The following is a 15,515-nucleotide window of genomic DNA, read 5'->3' as shown; positions in this document are numbered from 1 at the left end:
CAATTTTGATCAAAAGATCAAACGCCGAGAGGGCGCCTGAGGTCAAGGGTCATCGGGAATTCGGCCGAGCGCCGCTCGGCCGAAGGGTGCCAGAACGTGCCCGGGCTGTGGCCCGAGGGCTGGAACCGCGCCAGCCTGCGCGCCTCGGCCTCGTTGCCGTTGACGGGGAAGGTGTCGTAGTTGCGTCCGCCGGGATGGGCGACGTGATAGGTGCAGCCGCCCAGGGCGCGGTTCGACCAGCGGTCGAAGATGTCGAAGCCCAGCGGGGCCTGGACGGGCAGGGTCGGATGCATGGCGCTGGCGGGCTGCCAGGCCTTGAACCGCACGCCCGCCACCGAAACCCCGGGCCCGGCGCCTGCCAGCGGAAGCTCGCGCCCGTTGCAGGTGACGGTGTAGCGGCCCGGCTCGGCGGCGGTCAGCTTGACCTGAAGCCGCTCGGTCGAGCTGTCGGTATAGCGCACGGTGCCGCCGATGGCGCCGGTCTCGCCCAGCACATGCCAGGGCTCCAGCGCCTGGCGAAGCTCCAGCCGCACGCCCTCGAACTCGGCCTCGCCGCAGAAGGGGAAGCGGAACTCGCCCTGGGCGGTGAACCATTCCTCCTTCAGGTCGAACCCATGGGCGCGCAGATCGGAAAGCACGTCGCGGAAATCCTCCCAGACGTAATGCGGCAGCATGAAGCGGTCGTGCAGGGCGGTGCCCCAGCGCACCAGATCGCCGCGCGCCGGGCTGGCCCAGAACCGCGCGATCAGCGCCCGCAGCAGCAGTTGCTGCGCAAGGCTCATCCGCGCATCCGGCGGCATCTCGAAGCCGCGAAACTCCACCAGCCCCAGCCGCCCGGTGGGCCCGTCGGGGGAATACAGCTTGTCGATGCAGATCTCGGCGCGGTGGGTGTTGCCGGTCACATCGGTCAGCAGGTTGCGCAAAAGCCGGTCCGTCAGCCAGGGCATCGGCACGATGCCCTCGCCCGGGGCGGCGATCTGCGACAGCGCGATTTCCAGCTCGTAAAGCCCGTCGTGCCGCGCCTCGTCGATCCGGGGGGCCTGGCTGGTCGGGCCGATGAACAGCCCCGAGAACAGGTAGGAAAGCGAGGGATGCCGGTTCCAGTGCAGGATCAGCGATTTCAACAGGTCGGGACGGCGCAGGAAGGGGCTGTCGAGCGTGGTCGCCCCGCCCACCACGACGTGATTGCCGCCGCCGGTGCCGGTGTGCTTGCCGTCGATCATGAACTTTTCGGCGCAAAGGCGCGAATTGCGGGCGTCCTCATAGACGCCCCGGGTGATCGCGACGCAATCCTCCCAACTGCTTGCCGGATGGATGTTGACCTCGATCACCCCGGGATCGGGGGCAACGCGGATCACGTTCAGGCGCGGGTCATGCGGCGGCTGATAGCCCTCGATATGGACCTTCAGCCCCAGCCGCGCAGCGGCGGCCTCGGCGCTGTGAAGAAGGTCGATATAATCTTCCAGCGCGGTCACCGGCGGCATGAAGACGCAAAGCCTGCCGTCCCTCGGCTCGACCGTCAGGGCGGTGCGGACATGGCCCTCGACCTCGTGGACCGATTGCGGGACGACCCCCTGCACCGGGGCCGAGGCCACGAAAGAGGCCATCGGCTGGCTGCGGCGCCTGGGCTCGATCCCGGCGGGTTCGGGCAGCGGCGGGCGCTCGATGGTCGGGTCCATCGGGTTGATGTAGGGATATTGCGCCGGGCTGAGATAGGGCAGCGAGTTGAGCGGGATCCGGTAGCCCACCGGGCTGTCCCCGGGCACCAGATAGACCCGGCCACGCCGCAGGCGCCAGCGTTCGGAATACCATTTGCGCCGCCCGTCGCGCGCCATCCAGGGCTGGACCGGCAACAGGAATCCCACCGGATTTTCCAGCCCGCGATTGAAGACGGTGGCGATGCGGTGACGCTCTTCGGGGTCCTTCAGCTTCGAATTCTCGGGCGTCACGTTTTCGGGAAGGTTCGCCTCGCGGACCAGCCATTCGGCCGGATCCTCATAGGCGGGCATGACATTTGCTTCGTCGATCTCAAGATCGGCGGCGATCTCGCGCAGCAGCTCCTGCGCCTGCAAGGCGGTGGCGCCCTGATCGGCGCCCTCGGCGGCGATCAGTTCGGGATTGCGCCAGACCGGCAGGCCGTCGCGGCGCCAGTAGAGCGAGAAGGTCCAGCGCGGCAGCGTCTCGCCCGGATACCATTTACCCTGGCCGTAGTGCAGGAAGCCGCCCGGCGCGAAACGGTCGCGCAACCGGCGGATCAGCGTATCGGCGCGGTCGCGCTTGGTCGGGCCGACGGCGGCGGTGTTCCATTCCTCGCTTTCGAAATCGTCGATCGAGACGAAGGTCGGCTCGCCCCCCATGGTCAGCCGCACGTCGCCCGCCGTCAGCGCCTGGTCGACCTTGTGGCCCAGCGCGTTCAGCTCTTCCCAGCTTTCATCCGAGAACGGCTTGGTGATGCGCGGATGTTCGGCGACCCGCGCCACCTTCATGTCGAAATCGAAACTGACCCCGGCCTGGCCGTAATAGCCCCCCACGATCGGCGCGGCATTGCGATAATGCGGGGTGGCGGCCAGCGGGATATGGCTTTCGCCGGTCAGGAGGCCCGAGGTGGGATCAAGCCCGACCCAGCCCGCGCCAGGCAGATAGACCTCGACCCAGGCGTGAAGATCGGTGAAATCGACCTCGGTCCCCGAGGGGCCGTCCAGCGCCTTCAGATCCGGTTTCAACTGGATCAGATAGCCCGAGACGAAGCGTGCGGCAAAGCCCAGATGGCGCAGGATATTGACCAGAAGCCAGCTCGAATCCCGGCACGAGCCCGAGGCCAGCGCCAGCGTCTGGTCGGGCGTCTGCACCCCCGGCTCCATGCGGATCAGATATTTGACATGGTTCGACAGATCCCGGTTCAGCCCGACGACGAAATCCACCGTCCGCGCCTTCTTGCGCGGGATCTTCGCCATATAGGCGTCGAATTCCGGGCCGAGGTCCTCAACCTTGCGATAGATCGACAGGTCCTCCTCAAGATCCAGCGGATAGGAGAACGGCCATTCCTGCGCCTCTTCCTCGACGAAGAAATCGAAGGGGTTGTAGACCGTCATGTCGGCGACCAGATCGACCTCGATCTTCAATTCGCGCACCGGCTCGGGAAAGACGAAACGCGCCAGCCAGTTGCCGTAGGGGTCCTGCTGGTGGTTCACGAAATGCCCGCCGGGCGAGACCTTCAGCGCATGCGAGATGACACGGGTGCGGCTGTGCGGCGCGGGCCTCAGGCGGATGATCTGGGGGCCAAGCCGCACCGGCTGGTCATAGGTGTAATGGGTAAGGTGATAGATGCTGGCCTTGATCGACATGCGCCCCGCCTGAGCCTGTTTCCGGCATCATTCTTCCCGCGCCTTGCCGCGAAAGGAAGCGTCCGGGCGATGCGGCGCGTTTTTTTGACCGCGGAAGCGGCATTCATGCCATTGTTGCACAAATAGCAGTCGAAATAATGGCGAAGGGCGCGGGAATGACCCGCGCCCCCTCGGCCTTGTGTCGGTGCCCCCGGGCGGAAATCAGAACTTCGTCACATAAGAGACGCCGAAGACCACCGGGTCGACATTGGCGGTGCCGATCTTGCTGCCGTCCAGATAGACGTCGCTGTCGATGTCGATATAGCGCAGGTCCGCCCGCACCGCCGCCCGGTCCGAGATCGCATAGGTGGCGCCCAGCGTGGCGGCGAGGCCGAAGCTTTCCTTCAGCTTCAGCTCGCCCAGGATCGAGCTTTCCTCGAAGAACTTGGTGTAGTTGACGCCGACGCCCACGAAGGGGGTCAGCTTGCCGCCGGTGGGGATGTGCCAGTTGACCGAGAGCGTCGGCGGCAGGTGCTTGGTCTCGCCGATCTCGCCCACGCCGACGATCGAGATGCTGTGCTTGAAGGGCGTGGCCGCCAGAAGCTCGATGCCGATATTGTCGCGGATGAAATATTCCAGCGTCAGAGTGGGCCGGGTGTTCGAGCCGATATCGGCCTCGCCCGGGCCGACGATGCCGTTGCCGTCCTTGGGCGAGACATAGCCAAGACCAAGGCCGAGGGTGATCGTCCCGGCCTCTTGCGCAAGGGCGGGGGCCGAGATCAGGGCGGCTGCCACAAGGGCGGGAAGGAAATGTTTCATGTCGGGTCTCGCGGTTTGATTGCTGCGAAATCCCTGCACCCGCAGCCGTCACAAAACATTGACACAGGTCAAGTCCGCCTGCGACATATTGGCATTCAATATATTGTTTTTATTATAAAACACATCCTGAATGCCTCTTTGTCCGCGCCCCGCTCACACCTCGACCACCACCTTGCCCAGAGGGTTCGAACAGCAGGCAAGGATCCAGCCCTCTTCGATATCCTCGTCCGAGATGCCGCCGTTATGGACCATATGCACCTCGCCCGAGACCTTCCTGGTCCGGCAGGTGCCGCACAGCCCGAAGGTGCAGCCCGAGGGAATGTTGAGCCCGGCGCGCCTGGCGACCGCCAGGACGGTATCGGTCTCGGCGCAACGCAGGCTGACGCCCGAACCGGCGCCCGGGCCGGTGAAGCTGATCTCGGCCCCCGCGCCCTCTTCGGGGGCGATATCCTCGATCACCGGGGCCTCGGCCTCGGTCGAGACCGGGGCGCCGAAGCTTTCCTGGTGGTAATGCTCCATGTCGTAGCCCAGCGAGACCAGCATCTCGCGCACCGCCTGCATGAAGGGCTCGGGCCCGCAGCAGAACACCTCGCGCTCAAGATAATCCGGCGCCATCAGGCCCAGCATGATCTGCGACAACCGCCCGTGATAGCCGGGCCAGGCGCGGAACGGATCAGGCTCTTCGACCGTGAAGCGCAATTGCAGGCCGGGCACGCGATTGGCGAACTGCTCCAGCCTTTCGCGGAAGATCAGGTCCGAGGGGCGGCGCGCGGCATGGACGAAGACGATATCCGGCATCTCCCCCGAATCCCAGGCCCAGGTCGTCATCGACATCATCGGCGTGATGCCCGATCCGGCCGAGATGAACAGGTGTTTCCGCGCCGGATGGCGGTGGAAGCTGAAGATCCCCGCGGGCCCGAAGGCCTTGATCCGCATCCCCGGCTTCAGGTGGTCCAGCATCCAGCGCGTGCCGATGCTGCCCGGCTGGGCCTTGACCGTGACCGAGATCGACAGCGGCCGCGAGGGCGAGGACGAGATCGTATAGGTCCGCTGCACATTGCCGCCCGCGCCCTTCTTCGGATCCACCGGCAGGTCGAGCGTGACGAACTGCCCCGGCTGATAGTCGAACCACGCGCCCGAAGGCGCGCGGAAGGTGAAGGTCGCGGTGTCCGGGGTTTCCGGCACCACCATGGCGCATTCCAGGGGCTCCTGGCCCGACCAGGGCTCGGCCGTCCAGTTCAGGCGGGATTTCACTGTGGGCATTTCTATTCCGCCGCCATCGCGGTCGGGGGCGACAGCCGCCGCGTCATCACCCCGCAATACCAGTCGATGAACTGGATCACGCCCTCTTCCTGGATCGGCGAATAGGGCCCGGGCTCATAGGCGGGAGAGAGAATGCCCTTCTGATTCTCCTCGACCACCTGGCGGTCTTCGTCATTGGTGTTGATCCAGACCTCGGTCAGGGTCTTGATGTCGTAATCCTCGCCCTCGACCGCATCCTTGTGGACCAGCCATTTCGTGGTGACCTCGGTCTCGGTCGGACTGATCGGCAGCACCCGGAAGACGATGGCGTGATCGCCCAGGAAATGGTTCCAGGTGTTCGGATAGTGATACATCAGAAGGCTGCCCGCGTCGTAGAACGGCATCTGGCCCATGCGCCTCGCGACCGCATGCTTCGTCGACATCGTATAGCTTTCGGCATTGTTCAGCAGCGGGATGCGCGCCAGCCGCCACTGGAAATCCGCCTTGTTCACGAAGCGCGACGGCAGGCCCGCCGCCTCGCAGCGCTTCCAGTGGTCAAGGATGTCGGGGCTGGCCGAATCGGGGCCGTCCATCGCGGTCATGCGCGGATTGTCGGAATAGGTCCGGCACAGCGAGGGATGCGAGCCGCCGCAATGATAGCATTCGCGGTTGTTCTCCATCACCAGCTTCCAGTTGCCCTTCTCGACGATGGTCGAGGAGAAGGCGACCTTCGCCTCGCCAAGACCCGAGGGCGCCAGATAGCCCATCGCCGTGCGCGCCAGATCCGCCACCGGCGGCGGCACCTCGGCCAGGCAGATATAGACGACGCCGCCCAGATCCAGGCAATGCACCTTCTTCAGCCCGAATTTCGAGGCGTCGAAATCCTCGCCCATGTCGCGGGCGAAGATCAGCTTGCCTTCAAGGTCGTAGGTCCATTGGTGATAGGGGCAGACAAGGTTCGGAGTCGATCCGGTCTCCTTGGCGCAAAGCCGCTGGCCGCGATGGCGGCAGACGTTGTGAAAGGCGCGGATCCGGCCGTCCTTGCCCTTGATGACGACCACCGGATAGGTGCCGACCTGAAGGGTCGCATAGGCGCCCGGCTTGACCAATTCGCAGGTCGGAACGGCGAACAGCCATTCGCGATACCAGATCTGTTCAAGATCGGCGGCATAGGTGCCCGGATCGCAATAAAGATCGCGCGACAGGGCAAAGGCGGGGCGGCGTGAGGCGATCTGCCCCAGAATGTCGGAATGGCTCAGCATCTCAGACCTCGCTCTGCCCAAGCCTCCCCGCATGGGCCGGTTTCCAGTGATGCGCCCTTGGAGCCGGGGCCCCGCCGGTCGCGGCTTCGTCGATGCGAAGGCGGGTTTGCGGGCCGCGGGCCGGGCCGATGGCCCGTGGCGCGACGCCTTCCCGGGGGCTCCCTTCCCCCGGCGGCCGTCGTCGCGCCCTTTCCCGTCACCGTAGCGGAAGCAGTGCCGGTCTTGCGCCGACTTTCCAGTTCCCTGCCCCTGCGGGCAGCACCTTGCAGGGATCAGGAAATCACGGCGCGGGCGGGCGGGATCGACTGTTTGCGACCATCGGCAAGCGGAAACGGTCGCGCCGAAAATTCCCCGCCATGCGCAGACCCGGTCAAGGGCCGGAAACGCCCTCCGCCAGGGCCGGGCCGGAGGTGGGATCGGACGCCCGACCGGAGGCAGGGCCGGTCAGCACCAGCCCGCCCTCGCGGATCAGGAAATCCACCACGGCCTCGATCCCCGCGCCCTGTCGCAGTCGCGCCATGACATAGGGGCGCGTGCCGCGCGCCGCCCGCGTATCGGCCTCAAGCTGCGCCAGATCCACCCCGACATGGGGGGCGAGATCGGTCTTGTTCACCACCAGCAGGTCGGATTTCGTCAGCCCCGGCCCGCGCTTGCGCGGGATGTCCTGGCCCGCGGCGGTGTCGATCACATAGATGGTCAGATCGGCCAGTTCCGGCGAATAGGTCGCGGCCAGATTGTCGCCTCCCGATTCGATCAGGATCAGGTCGAGCGCGGGAAAGGCCGCGTTCAGATCCGCCACGGCGGCAAGGTTGATCGAGGCATCCTCGCGGATCGCTGTATGCGGGCAGCCGCCGGTCTCGACCCCCCGGATCCGCTCGGCCGACAGGACCTGCGCCCGCATCAGATATTCGGCATCCTCGCGGGTGTAGATGTCGTTGGTGATCACCGCCATCTCGCAGCGCCGGGAAAGCGCGCGGCACAATCCTTCGGTCAGGGTGGTCTTGCCCGCGCCGACCGGGCCGCCGATTCCGACCCGCAGGGGCCCGTGGGGAGAGGTCATGTCCTGAACAGCCTTGTCTCAAGGGTTTCATGCCGCATCGCCTGAAGATCGGCGCAAAGCGCGGCATTGCCAAGATCTTCCTCGCCCGCCTGCGCCGCCCGTTCGGCCAGCCCGGCGATCAGCGGATGCAGCGCGGCCAGAACGCCCTGCCCCTCGGTCTGGCCAAGCGGCACCGCCCGGGTGGCGATGGTGACGAGGTTCGAGGCGAAGGCATGCAGCGCCAGCGCGATCACTTCGAAGGCGGGCAAGGCCAGCGCCTGCGCCGCCCGCCCGATCGCCACCGGCAGCGGCGCGGGCAGGATCTCGCGCCCCGTCAGGGCCGAGACGGTGCGGGCAAACGCCGCGCCCTGCTCTGCGGTCTCGCGCAGCCTCTCCTGCGAGGGGGAGAGCGCCAGGGCCAGATCGGCCAGCGCAGCATGATCCGCGCCGTCGCGCAGGGAAAGCGCCAGAAGGACCGAATCCTGCCAGCCCGCGCCGAATTCGATCACCCCCGCCAGCCAGTCGCGAAAATCCGCCGCGTCGCGGACCGCGCCATCGGCGATGGCCTGCTCCAGCCCGTGCGAATAGACGAAGGCGCCGGTCGGAAACGCCGGGGAAAGCCATTGGATCAGGGTCAACCGGGCGGTCACCTTGCGCCGCCGTCACTTGGCGTCGCGGTGGCCATAGGGCAAAGGCGGCATCTGGGTTGCCGCCTCGGGCCGGGCGGGCGGGTGATAATGCAGCCGCCCGTCGCCATGGTCGTGCCAGCCAAGCGCCTCGCCGCCGGGGGTGGGCGCCTGCGCGCCGCCCGGCGCGTGACCGTGTTCATGGCGATGTTCATCGCCATGCGAATGGCCCATGGTGCGACCGTGGCCATAGGCGCCGCCCTCGGGCGTGAAAGGCTCGGAAACCGGCGTCAGACCGGCGCCGAGACCCGAGAGCATCGCCTCAAGCACATGATCGGCGCGGATCAGCAGGCGCTTCGGCTCGATCTGGCAAGGCGTGTGGCGATTGCCGATATGCCAGGCGTAGCGCAGAAGATCGGGGCCGGTGACCTCGACCAGCGCCTCTTCGGCGGCAACCACCTGGATCGCGCGCCCGTCCAGCAGGCGAAAGCCCCAGAAATCATCAAGATTGGTGACCACCGGCAGATCGACGAGAAACCCCTCGCCATGCACGGTCACCAGCCTCTTGCGGCGCAAGAGCCGCTCGTCATAGCCCAGGACCACCAGATCATAGGTCTGGTCGGGCGCCTCTTTCAGCACGTCGCGCGCGAGGGGAAGGTCAGCCATTGCGCCCCCCCGTCCCGCATTCCGTGCCGCAGTTCGGCCTCAGAACAAGGAGCGTGCGCCCAGGAGGCGGTGCAGTTCGTCCAGGCGATTGGTGCCGCGCGCGGCGAGTTCGGCATCGCTGGTCTCGGCCAGACGGGCAAGCTGCCCGGCGCCGTAGCGTTCCTCGGACATGGAGACGAGTCGAAACCAGATGGATCTTGCGGAAATCATGGGAAACCTCTTTCACGAAATGGTTTCCTCCCTGTCCCCAATATGCCGCACCGCAGCAAATAGGGCAACGATGCTGACCGAATAACTGCCCTGCATTTGAATCAACGCTGATTTCCATGTTCAGAACATGAAATATCTTTGCGCCAGGGGCAATTCCCGCGCCGGTTCGCAGGTTAGCAGCACCCCATCGGCGCGCACCTCATAGGTTTCGGGATCGACCTCGATCTGCGGGGTCAGGTCGTTCAGCCGCATGTCGGATTTGCCGATGCCCCGGGTGTTCTCGACCGCGACCAGATCCTTGGCAAGGCCGTAGTCATCGCGGATCCCGGCCTCGTATCCCGCTTTCGAGGCGAAGATCACGGCATTACGCTCCACCGACCGGCCGAAGGCGCCGAACATCGGCCGGGTATGGACCGGCTGCGGCGTGGGGATCGAGGCATTGGGATCGCCCATCTGCGCCACCACGATCACGCCGCCGATCAGCACCATCTCGGGCTTGGCGGCGAAGAAGGCGGGCGACCACAGCACCAGATCGGCGCGCTTGCCCTCTTCGATAGAGCCGATATGGCCGCCGATGCCATGGGCGATGGCGGGGTTGATGGTATATTTCGCAATATAGCGCCGGGCGCGGATATTGTCGTTTTCGCCCTGCTCCTCGGGCAGGCGGCCGCGCTGGAGCTTCATCTTGTGGGCGGTCTGCCAGGTGCGGGTGATCACCTCGCCCACCCGCCCCATGGCCTGGCTGTCGGACGAGATCACCGAGAACGCACCCATGTCGTGAAGGATGTCCTCGGCCGCGATGGTCTCGCGCCGGATGCGGGATTCGGCGAAGGCCACATCCTCGGGCACCCGGCGGTCGAGGTGGTGGCACACCATCAGCATGTCGAGATGCTCTTCGATCGTGTTGACGGTATAGGGCATGGTCGGGTTGGTGGAACTGGGCAGGACGTTCCGGCTGCCCACCACCTTGATGATGTCGGGCGCGTGGCCGCCGCCCGCGCCCTCGGTGTGGAAGGCGTGGATCGTGCGGCCCCGGATCGCGGCCAGGGTATTCTCGACAAAGCCCGATTCGTTCAGCGTATCGGTGTGGATCATCACCTGCACGTCCATCCGGTCCGCCACCGTCAGGCAGCAGTCGATGGCGGCGGGGGTGGTGCCCCAGTCCTCATGCAGCTTGAGGCAGGCGGCCCCGGCGCGGATCTGTTCCTCCAGCCCGGCGGGCAGGCTGGCGTTGCCCTTGCCCGCGAAGGCAAGGTTCATCGGGAAGGCGTCGGCGGCCTGAAACATCCGCATCAGATGCCAGGGGCCGGGCGTGCAGGTGGTGGCCAAAGTGCCATGCGCGGGCCCGGTGCCGCCGCCCAGCATGGTGGTCAGGCCCGAGTGCAGCGCATCGTCGATCTGCTGCGGGGCGATGAAATGGATATGGGCGTCCATGCCGCCGGCCGTGAGGATCCGGCCCTCGCCCGCGATGATCTCGGTCCCCGGGCCCACGATCACATCGACGCCGGGCTGGGTGTCGGGGTTCCCGGCCTTGCCGATCCTGGCGATGCGGCCGTCGTGCAGGCCCACATCGGCCTTGTAGATGCCGGTATGGTCAAGGATCAGCGCATTGGTGATGACCGTGTCCATCGCGCCCTCGGCCCGGGTCAACTGGCTTTGCCCCATGCCGTCGCGGATCACCTTGCCGCCGCCGAACTTGACCTCCTCGCCGTAAAGCGGCCCGTTCGCCCCCCTGGTCGCCGCGCCCGAGCGTTCGGCGATCAGGTCGCGCTCGACCTCGATGATGATCTCGGTATCGCCAAGGCGGATGCGGTCGCCCGTGGTCGGGCCATACATGTCGGCATAGGTGCCGCGCGAGATGACATGCGCCATCAGAGATCCCCCATCACACGCGCGTTGAAGCCATAGACCCGGCGCCCGCCCGACAGCGGCACAAGCGCCACCTCGCGGGTCTGGCCGGGCTCGAACCGCACGGCGGTCCCGGCGGGAATGTCCAGCCGCTTGCCAAGCGCCGCCGCGCGGTCGAACGCCAGCCCCGGATTGGTTTCCGCGAAATGGTAATGGCTGCCGACCTGCACCGGGCGGTCGCCGGTATTGGCCACCGTCAGCACGGTGACCTCGGCCCCGGCGTTCAGGATGATGTCGCCATCGGCGGGGAAGATCTCGCCCGGGATCATGGGGTTACCTCAGCCAAGGGCCAGCGCGACACCGGCGATGGCGGTCAGGCCACCGGCGACGCGGGTCAGGTTGCGTTGCAGACCGCGCCCCAGCGCGATCCCGGCCAGATGCAGCCCCGCCGTCGCCAGCACAAAGCCGATGGCGTAAAGCGCCAGCCCGCCCGTCGGCCCCTCGGTGCCGTGGGCATGGCCGTGGAACAGCCCGAAGGCCGCCGTCACCGCCGCCACCAACGGCAGCGAGGGGTTCAGCGCCGCCGCCGTCAGCGCCCCCAGCACGACGATCGAGGCCAGGATCATCGGCTCGACCGTCGGCAGTGGCAGGGCCGCCGCGCCGGCCAGCCCGCCCGCGACCATGCCGCCGACGAAGGCCAGCGGCAGCGCCCACAGCGCCCGCCCGCCCAGCACCGAGGCGCAGAGCCCGACCGCCACCATGGCCAGCAGATGGTCGAGCCCGCCGACCGGGTGCGTCAGCCCCGCCAAGAACGAGTATTCAACGCCATGGCCGGGATGGGCCAGCGCCGCCGTCGGCAGCAGCAACATCAGGGTCAGCATAATGCGGTTCACGGGGGGCTCCTTCAGCGGATGGGATGATGCACGGTCACCAGCTTGGTGCCGTCGGGAAAGGTGGCCTCGACCTGGACGGAATGGATCATCTCGGGAATGCCCTCCATGCATTGATCGGCGGTGACGACATGGGCGCCCGCCTCCATCAGATCGGCGACCGAGCGGCCGTCGCGCGCGCCCTCGACCACGAAATCGGTGATCAGCGCCACCGCCTCGGGGTGGTTGAGCTTGACGCCGCGCGCCAGGCGCCCGCGCGCCACCATGGCCGCAAGGCTGACCAGCAGCTTGTCCTTCTCCCTCGGGGTCAGGTTCATGCCATCCTCTCCAGTGTTTGCCAGACGCGCGGCAGCGGCCTTTGCCGCAGCACCGCCAGCGCCCTTGTGATCTGTCTGCGCAGGGGCCAGCCGTCACCGGCCCGCATCCGGCACATCAGCCTGCCGTCAAGGCCCGAGGCCGCCGCCTCGACCCCCGGCTCGTCCAGCGCGGCCCGCAGCGCGGGCAGGGCGGCCTCGGCCCCGGTCGAGACCATGGTGAGCGAGGCGAAGGCCCGCGCGCCGCCGAGGACCGCGCGGCCCGCCGAAAGCGCCTCGGTGCTGATCGCCAGCGGCTCGACCATCACCGGCGTCGGACCGCGCCAGATCTCGCGCCGGTCGCGAAAGGCGATCCCGGCAAGCGTCTCGCGCATGGCGGCGCGGCCGAGCACCACCGCCTCGATGGCGAGACAGCCCGCGCCGGGGCCAAGCGTGATCACCGTGCGCCGCGACAGGGCCGAGCGGTCGAAGAGGATGGTCTCCTGCGGCAGCCAGTCCAGCCAGCCCCCGGCGCCGACCGTCATCGCGACCTCGACCTCGGCGGTGCCCTGGCCCGCGCGATAGGCGCGCTCGGCGGTCTGGGTCATGGCGGTGGCGCGACAGCCGGAACCGAGATCGAGCCGGTAGGCCAGCCGGTCGCCGCCGGTCAGCCCGCCCGAGGTGTTCAGGAACACCACCTCCGGCTCTGCCCCGGCATGGGGCAGGATCGCCTTGGCCGAACCCTGCTGGCGCAGCCCCGCGATCACCGCCTCGCCCGAGCCGGGCCGGGCGACCAGCCGGACAGCGGCCTCGCCCCGGCTGCGTTGCATCTGGCCTGGCTGGAAATGCGCGGTCATGGGCCCCCCTTCTCGCGCAGTCTTGGCGCCCGGCCCGGCGGGCTCAACGCCCATTCGGGGCGCGGCCCGGGCCGCAAGCGCGCGCGCCCTCGAACATGATTACGATATCGGCACTTCGATCACAAAAGAGGCAGATTTTGGACTTGCTTTTTCGCCGCACCAGGCCGGACCGCAACAGCCTGCCCGGCAATGCGTCACATCTTCGATTTTTCCCCTTTAAACATGGGCCATGCGCGGCCAAGCGGTCCCGCATGGCATATTCCATCGACCGACTCAGCCAGCTTCTCCACGACACTTCGCGCGCGCTGCGCCGCCGCTTCGACGAGCGCGCGGCCCCGCACGGGCTGTCCTCGACCCAGTTCCGCCTGCTGGTGCTGGTCTACACCGGCGGGCCGATGACCCAGAGGCAGCTTGCCGAACATCTGTATGTGGAGCCGATCAGCGTCTCGCGCCTGATCGACCGGATGGCGGCGGCGGGCTGGGTGGAGCGGATCACCCATCCCGAGGACCGCCGAGCCCGCCTGATCCGTCATACCGAAAGGGCCGATGCGGTGGCGGGCGAGATCATGGCCATTGCGCACCGGATCTGCGCCGAGGCGCTGGCCCCCCTGACCGAGGATCAGCGCCGGATGCTTGAGACCGGGCTGGCCAGCGTTCTGGAAACCCTGTCGGGACCGGACCGCGAAGCCGCCCGGGGAATCTGATGGTGGAGGGAATCTGATCAGGTGAAAACGGGCGGCCGGGTGAGGAGGGGGAACCCGGCCGCCGATCCCCCGGCCGAACCCGCCCTTCCTTCGCCTTGCACCAAGGAAGGGGCCGACCCGACCGGGGGTGGGGGATCAGAAGAAGCCGAGCTTCTTCGGATTGTAGCTTACCAGCAGGTTCTTGGTCTCTTGATAGTGGTCGAGCATCATCTTGTGCGTCTCGCGCCCGATGCCCGATTGCTTGTAGCCGCCAAAGGCCGCACCCGCCGGATAGAGGTGGTAGCAGTTGGTCCAGACCCGGCCGGCCTCGATCGCCCGGCCCGCGCGATAGGCGGTATTGGCGTTGCGGCTCCACACCCCGGCGCCAAGGCCGAAGGGGGTGTCATTGGCGATCTCGATCGCCTCGTCCGGGGTCTTGAAGGTGGTGACCGAAACCACCGGGCCGAAGATTTCCTCCTGGAACACCCGCATGTTGTTGTTGCCCTCGAAAACCGTGGGCTGGATGTAGAAGCCTTTCGAGATATCGCCGTCGAAATGGTTCGCAGCACCACCCGAAAGCACCTTCGCCCCTTCCTTGCGCCCGATATCGAGATAGGAGGAGATCTTGTCGAACTGTTCCTTGCTGGCCTGGGCGCCGATCATGGTGCCCGCCGCGCGCGGATCGCCCGCCACGATGGCCTCTACCCGTTTCAGCGCGCGCTCCATGAAGCGCTCGTAGATCGATTCCTGGATCAGGGCCCGCGACGGGCAGGTGCAGACCTCGCCCTGGTTCAGCGCGAAAAGGGTGAAGCCTTCCAGCGCCTTGTCGAAATAGTCGTCGTCCTCGTCCAGCACATCGGCGAAGAAGATGTTCGGGCTCTTGCCGCCCAGTTCCAGCGTGATGTTGGTCAGGTTGTCGGCGGCGGCCTTCATGATCAGCTTGCCCACCGGGGTCGAGCCGGTGAAAGCGATCTTGGCGATGCGCGGGCTGGAGGACAGCGCGGCCCCCGCCTCTTCGCCCAGGCCGTTGACGATGTTCAAAACGCCCGGCGGCAGCAGATCCTCGATGAACGAGAGCAGGTAGAGGATCGAGGCCGGGGTCTGTTCGGCGGGCTTGAGCACCACGCAATTCCCCGCCGCCAGCGCCGGGGCCAGCTTCCATGCCGCCATCAGGATGGGGAAGTTCCAGGGGATGATCTGGCCCACGACGCCCAAGGGCTCATGGAAGTGATAGGCGACGGTATCGTCGTCGATCTGGCCGATGCCGCCTTCCTGCGCCCGGATCGCCCCGGCGAAATAGCGGAAATGGTCCACGGTCAGCGGGATGTCGGCGGCCAGCGTCTCGCGCAGCGGCTTGCCGTTGTCCCAGGTCTCGGCCAGCGCGATGGCTTCGAGGTTCTGCTCGATGCGGTCGGCGATCTTGAGCAGGATGTTCGAACGCTCGGTGGTGCTGGTCGCGCCCCATTTGCGCCGCGCGGCATGGGCGGCGTCCAGCGCGGCCTTGATGTCCTTGGCGTCCGAGCGCGCCACCTCGCACAGCACCGTGCCGGTCACGGGCGAGACGTTTTCCATGTAGCGGCCGGATTTCGGCGCGACCCATTCGCCGCCGATGAAGTTGTCGTAACGCGTCTTGAAAGGTGCGGCCTTGAGGCCGAATTCTTCATGCTTGGTCATTTCCGCTTCCTCCGGTTGGGGCCGCCTCCTCGCGGCTCGGTTGATCCGTGCAACATAGAAAGGCGCGAAAACCGTCTTTGCAT

General features: G+C 66.9%; 15 protein-coding genes and 1 riboswitch. Of the genes, 1 reads left to right on the top strand and 14 read right to left on the bottom strand.

The window, feature by feature from the left end; translation table 11 throughout:
* Positions 1–17 precede the first annotated feature (17 nt).
* The 13 genes from ABNX41_RS02535 to ABNX41_RS02475 form a co-directional block, all read right to left on the bottom strand.
* Positions 18–3,344 (bottom strand): transglutaminase family protein, encoded by a 3,327-nt coding sequence (locus tag ABNX41_RS02535; protein ID WP_438668140.1) that lies wholly within the window; start codon positions 3,342–3,344, stop codon positions 18–20.
* Positions 3,345–3,545: 201 nt separating this feature from the next.
* Positions 3,546–4,142: an OmpW/AlkL family protein gene (locus tag ABNX41_RS02530; RefSeq protein ID WP_438668139.1), complete on the bottom strand. Its 597-nt coding sequence runs from the start codon at positions 4,140–4,142 to the stop codon at positions 3,546–3,548.
* Between the two features lie 153 nt (positions 4,143–4,295).
* Positions 4,296–5,405: an FAD-binding oxidoreductase gene (locus ABNX41_RS02525; protein WP_438668138.1), complete on the bottom strand. Its 1,110-nt coding sequence runs from the start codon at positions 5,403–5,405 to the stop codon at positions 4,296–4,298.
* 2 nt (positions 5,406–5,407) lie between these two features.
* Positions 5,408–6,646, bottom strand: a complete 1,239-nt coding sequence (locus tag ABNX41_RS02520; RefSeq protein ID WP_438668137.1) for an aromatic ring-hydroxylating oxygenase subunit alpha — start codon at positions 6,644–6,646, stop codon at positions 5,408–5,410.
* A gap of 81 nt (positions 6,647–6,727) precedes the next feature.
* Positions 6,728–6,927: riboswitch (cobalamin riboswitch) on the bottom strand.
* 89 nt (positions 6,928–7,016) lie between these two features.
* Positions 7,017–7,706, bottom strand: coding sequence for an urease accessory protein UreG (gene ureG, locus ABNX41_RS02515; protein WP_438668136.1), 690 nt, complete (start codon positions 7,704–7,706; stop codon positions 7,017–7,019).
* A complete protein-coding gene (locus ABNX41_RS02510; protein WP_438668135.1) occupies positions 7,703–8,335 on the bottom strand; it encodes an urease accessory protein UreF in 633 nt (210 codons plus the stop codon). The genes ureG and ABNX41_RS02510 overlap by 4 nt, the downstream gene beginning before the upstream one ends.
* Before the next feature lie 12 nt (positions 8,336–8,347).
* Entirely contained in the window at positions 8,348–8,977 is a 630-nt protein-coding gene (locus tag ABNX41_RS02505; RefSeq protein WP_438668134.1) for an urease accessory protein UreE, read from the bottom strand.
* 39 nt (positions 8,978–9,016) lie between these two features.
* Positions 9,017–9,187, bottom strand: a complete 171-nt coding sequence (locus ABNX41_RS02500; protein WP_438668133.1) for a hypothetical protein — start codon at positions 9,185–9,187, stop codon at positions 9,017–9,019.
* Positions 9,188–9,307: 120 nt separating this feature from the next.
* Positions 9,308–11,059: an urease subunit alpha gene (ureC, locus tag ABNX41_RS02495; RefSeq protein ID WP_438668132.1), complete on the bottom strand. Its 1,752-nt coding sequence runs from the start codon at positions 11,057–11,059 to the stop codon at positions 9,308–9,310.
* Entirely contained in the window at positions 11,059–11,364 is a 306-nt protein-coding gene (locus ABNX41_RS02490; protein WP_438668131.1) for an urease subunit beta, read from the bottom strand. The genes ureC and ABNX41_RS02490 overlap by 1 nt, the downstream gene beginning before the upstream one ends.
* A 9-nt stretch (positions 11,365–11,373) precedes the next feature.
* A complete protein-coding gene (locus ABNX41_RS02485; protein WP_438668130.1) occupies positions 11,374–11,928 on the bottom strand; it encodes a HupE/UreJ family protein in 555 nt (184 codons plus the stop codon).
* 11 nt (positions 11,929–11,939) lie between these two features.
* Entirely contained in the window at positions 11,940–12,242 is a 303-nt protein-coding gene (locus tag ABNX41_RS02480; protein ID WP_438668129.1) for an urease subunit gamma, read from the bottom strand.
* Positions 12,239–13,075: an urease accessory protein UreD gene (locus ABNX41_RS02475; RefSeq protein WP_438668128.1), complete on the bottom strand. Its 837-nt coding sequence runs from the start codon at positions 13,073–13,075 to the stop codon at positions 12,239–12,241. Before ABNX41_RS02475 ends, ABNX41_RS02480 begins: the two co-directional genes overlap by 4 nt.
* Before the next feature lie 251 nt (positions 13,076–13,326).
* Between ABNX41_RS02475 and ABNX41_RS02470 the strand changes: the two genes are divergently transcribed.
* A complete protein-coding gene (locus ABNX41_RS02470; protein ID WP_438668127.1) occupies positions 13,327–13,779 on the top strand; it encodes a MarR family winged helix-turn-helix transcriptional regulator in 453 nt (150 codons plus the stop codon).
* A gap of 135 nt (positions 13,780–13,914) precedes the next feature.
* On the opposite strand, the gene adh is transcribed toward ABNX41_RS02470, so the two are convergent.
* Positions 13,915–15,432 (bottom strand): aldehyde dehydrogenase, encoded by a 1,518-nt coding sequence (gene adh / locus ABNX41_RS02465; protein ID WP_438668126.1) that lies wholly within the window; start codon positions 15,430–15,432, stop codon positions 13,915–13,917.
* Positions 15,433–15,515: the final 83 nt, after the last annotated feature.

This window comes from Pseudogemmobacter sonorensis, assembly GCF_042762395.1.
GTDB lineage: Bacteria > Pseudomonadota > Alphaproteobacteria > Rhodobacterales > Rhodobacteraceae > Pseudogemmobacter > Pseudogemmobacter sonorensis.
The sequence above is the reverse complement of the archived record's forward strand: the minus strand, read 5'-3'. Positions and strand labels throughout refer to the sequence as shown.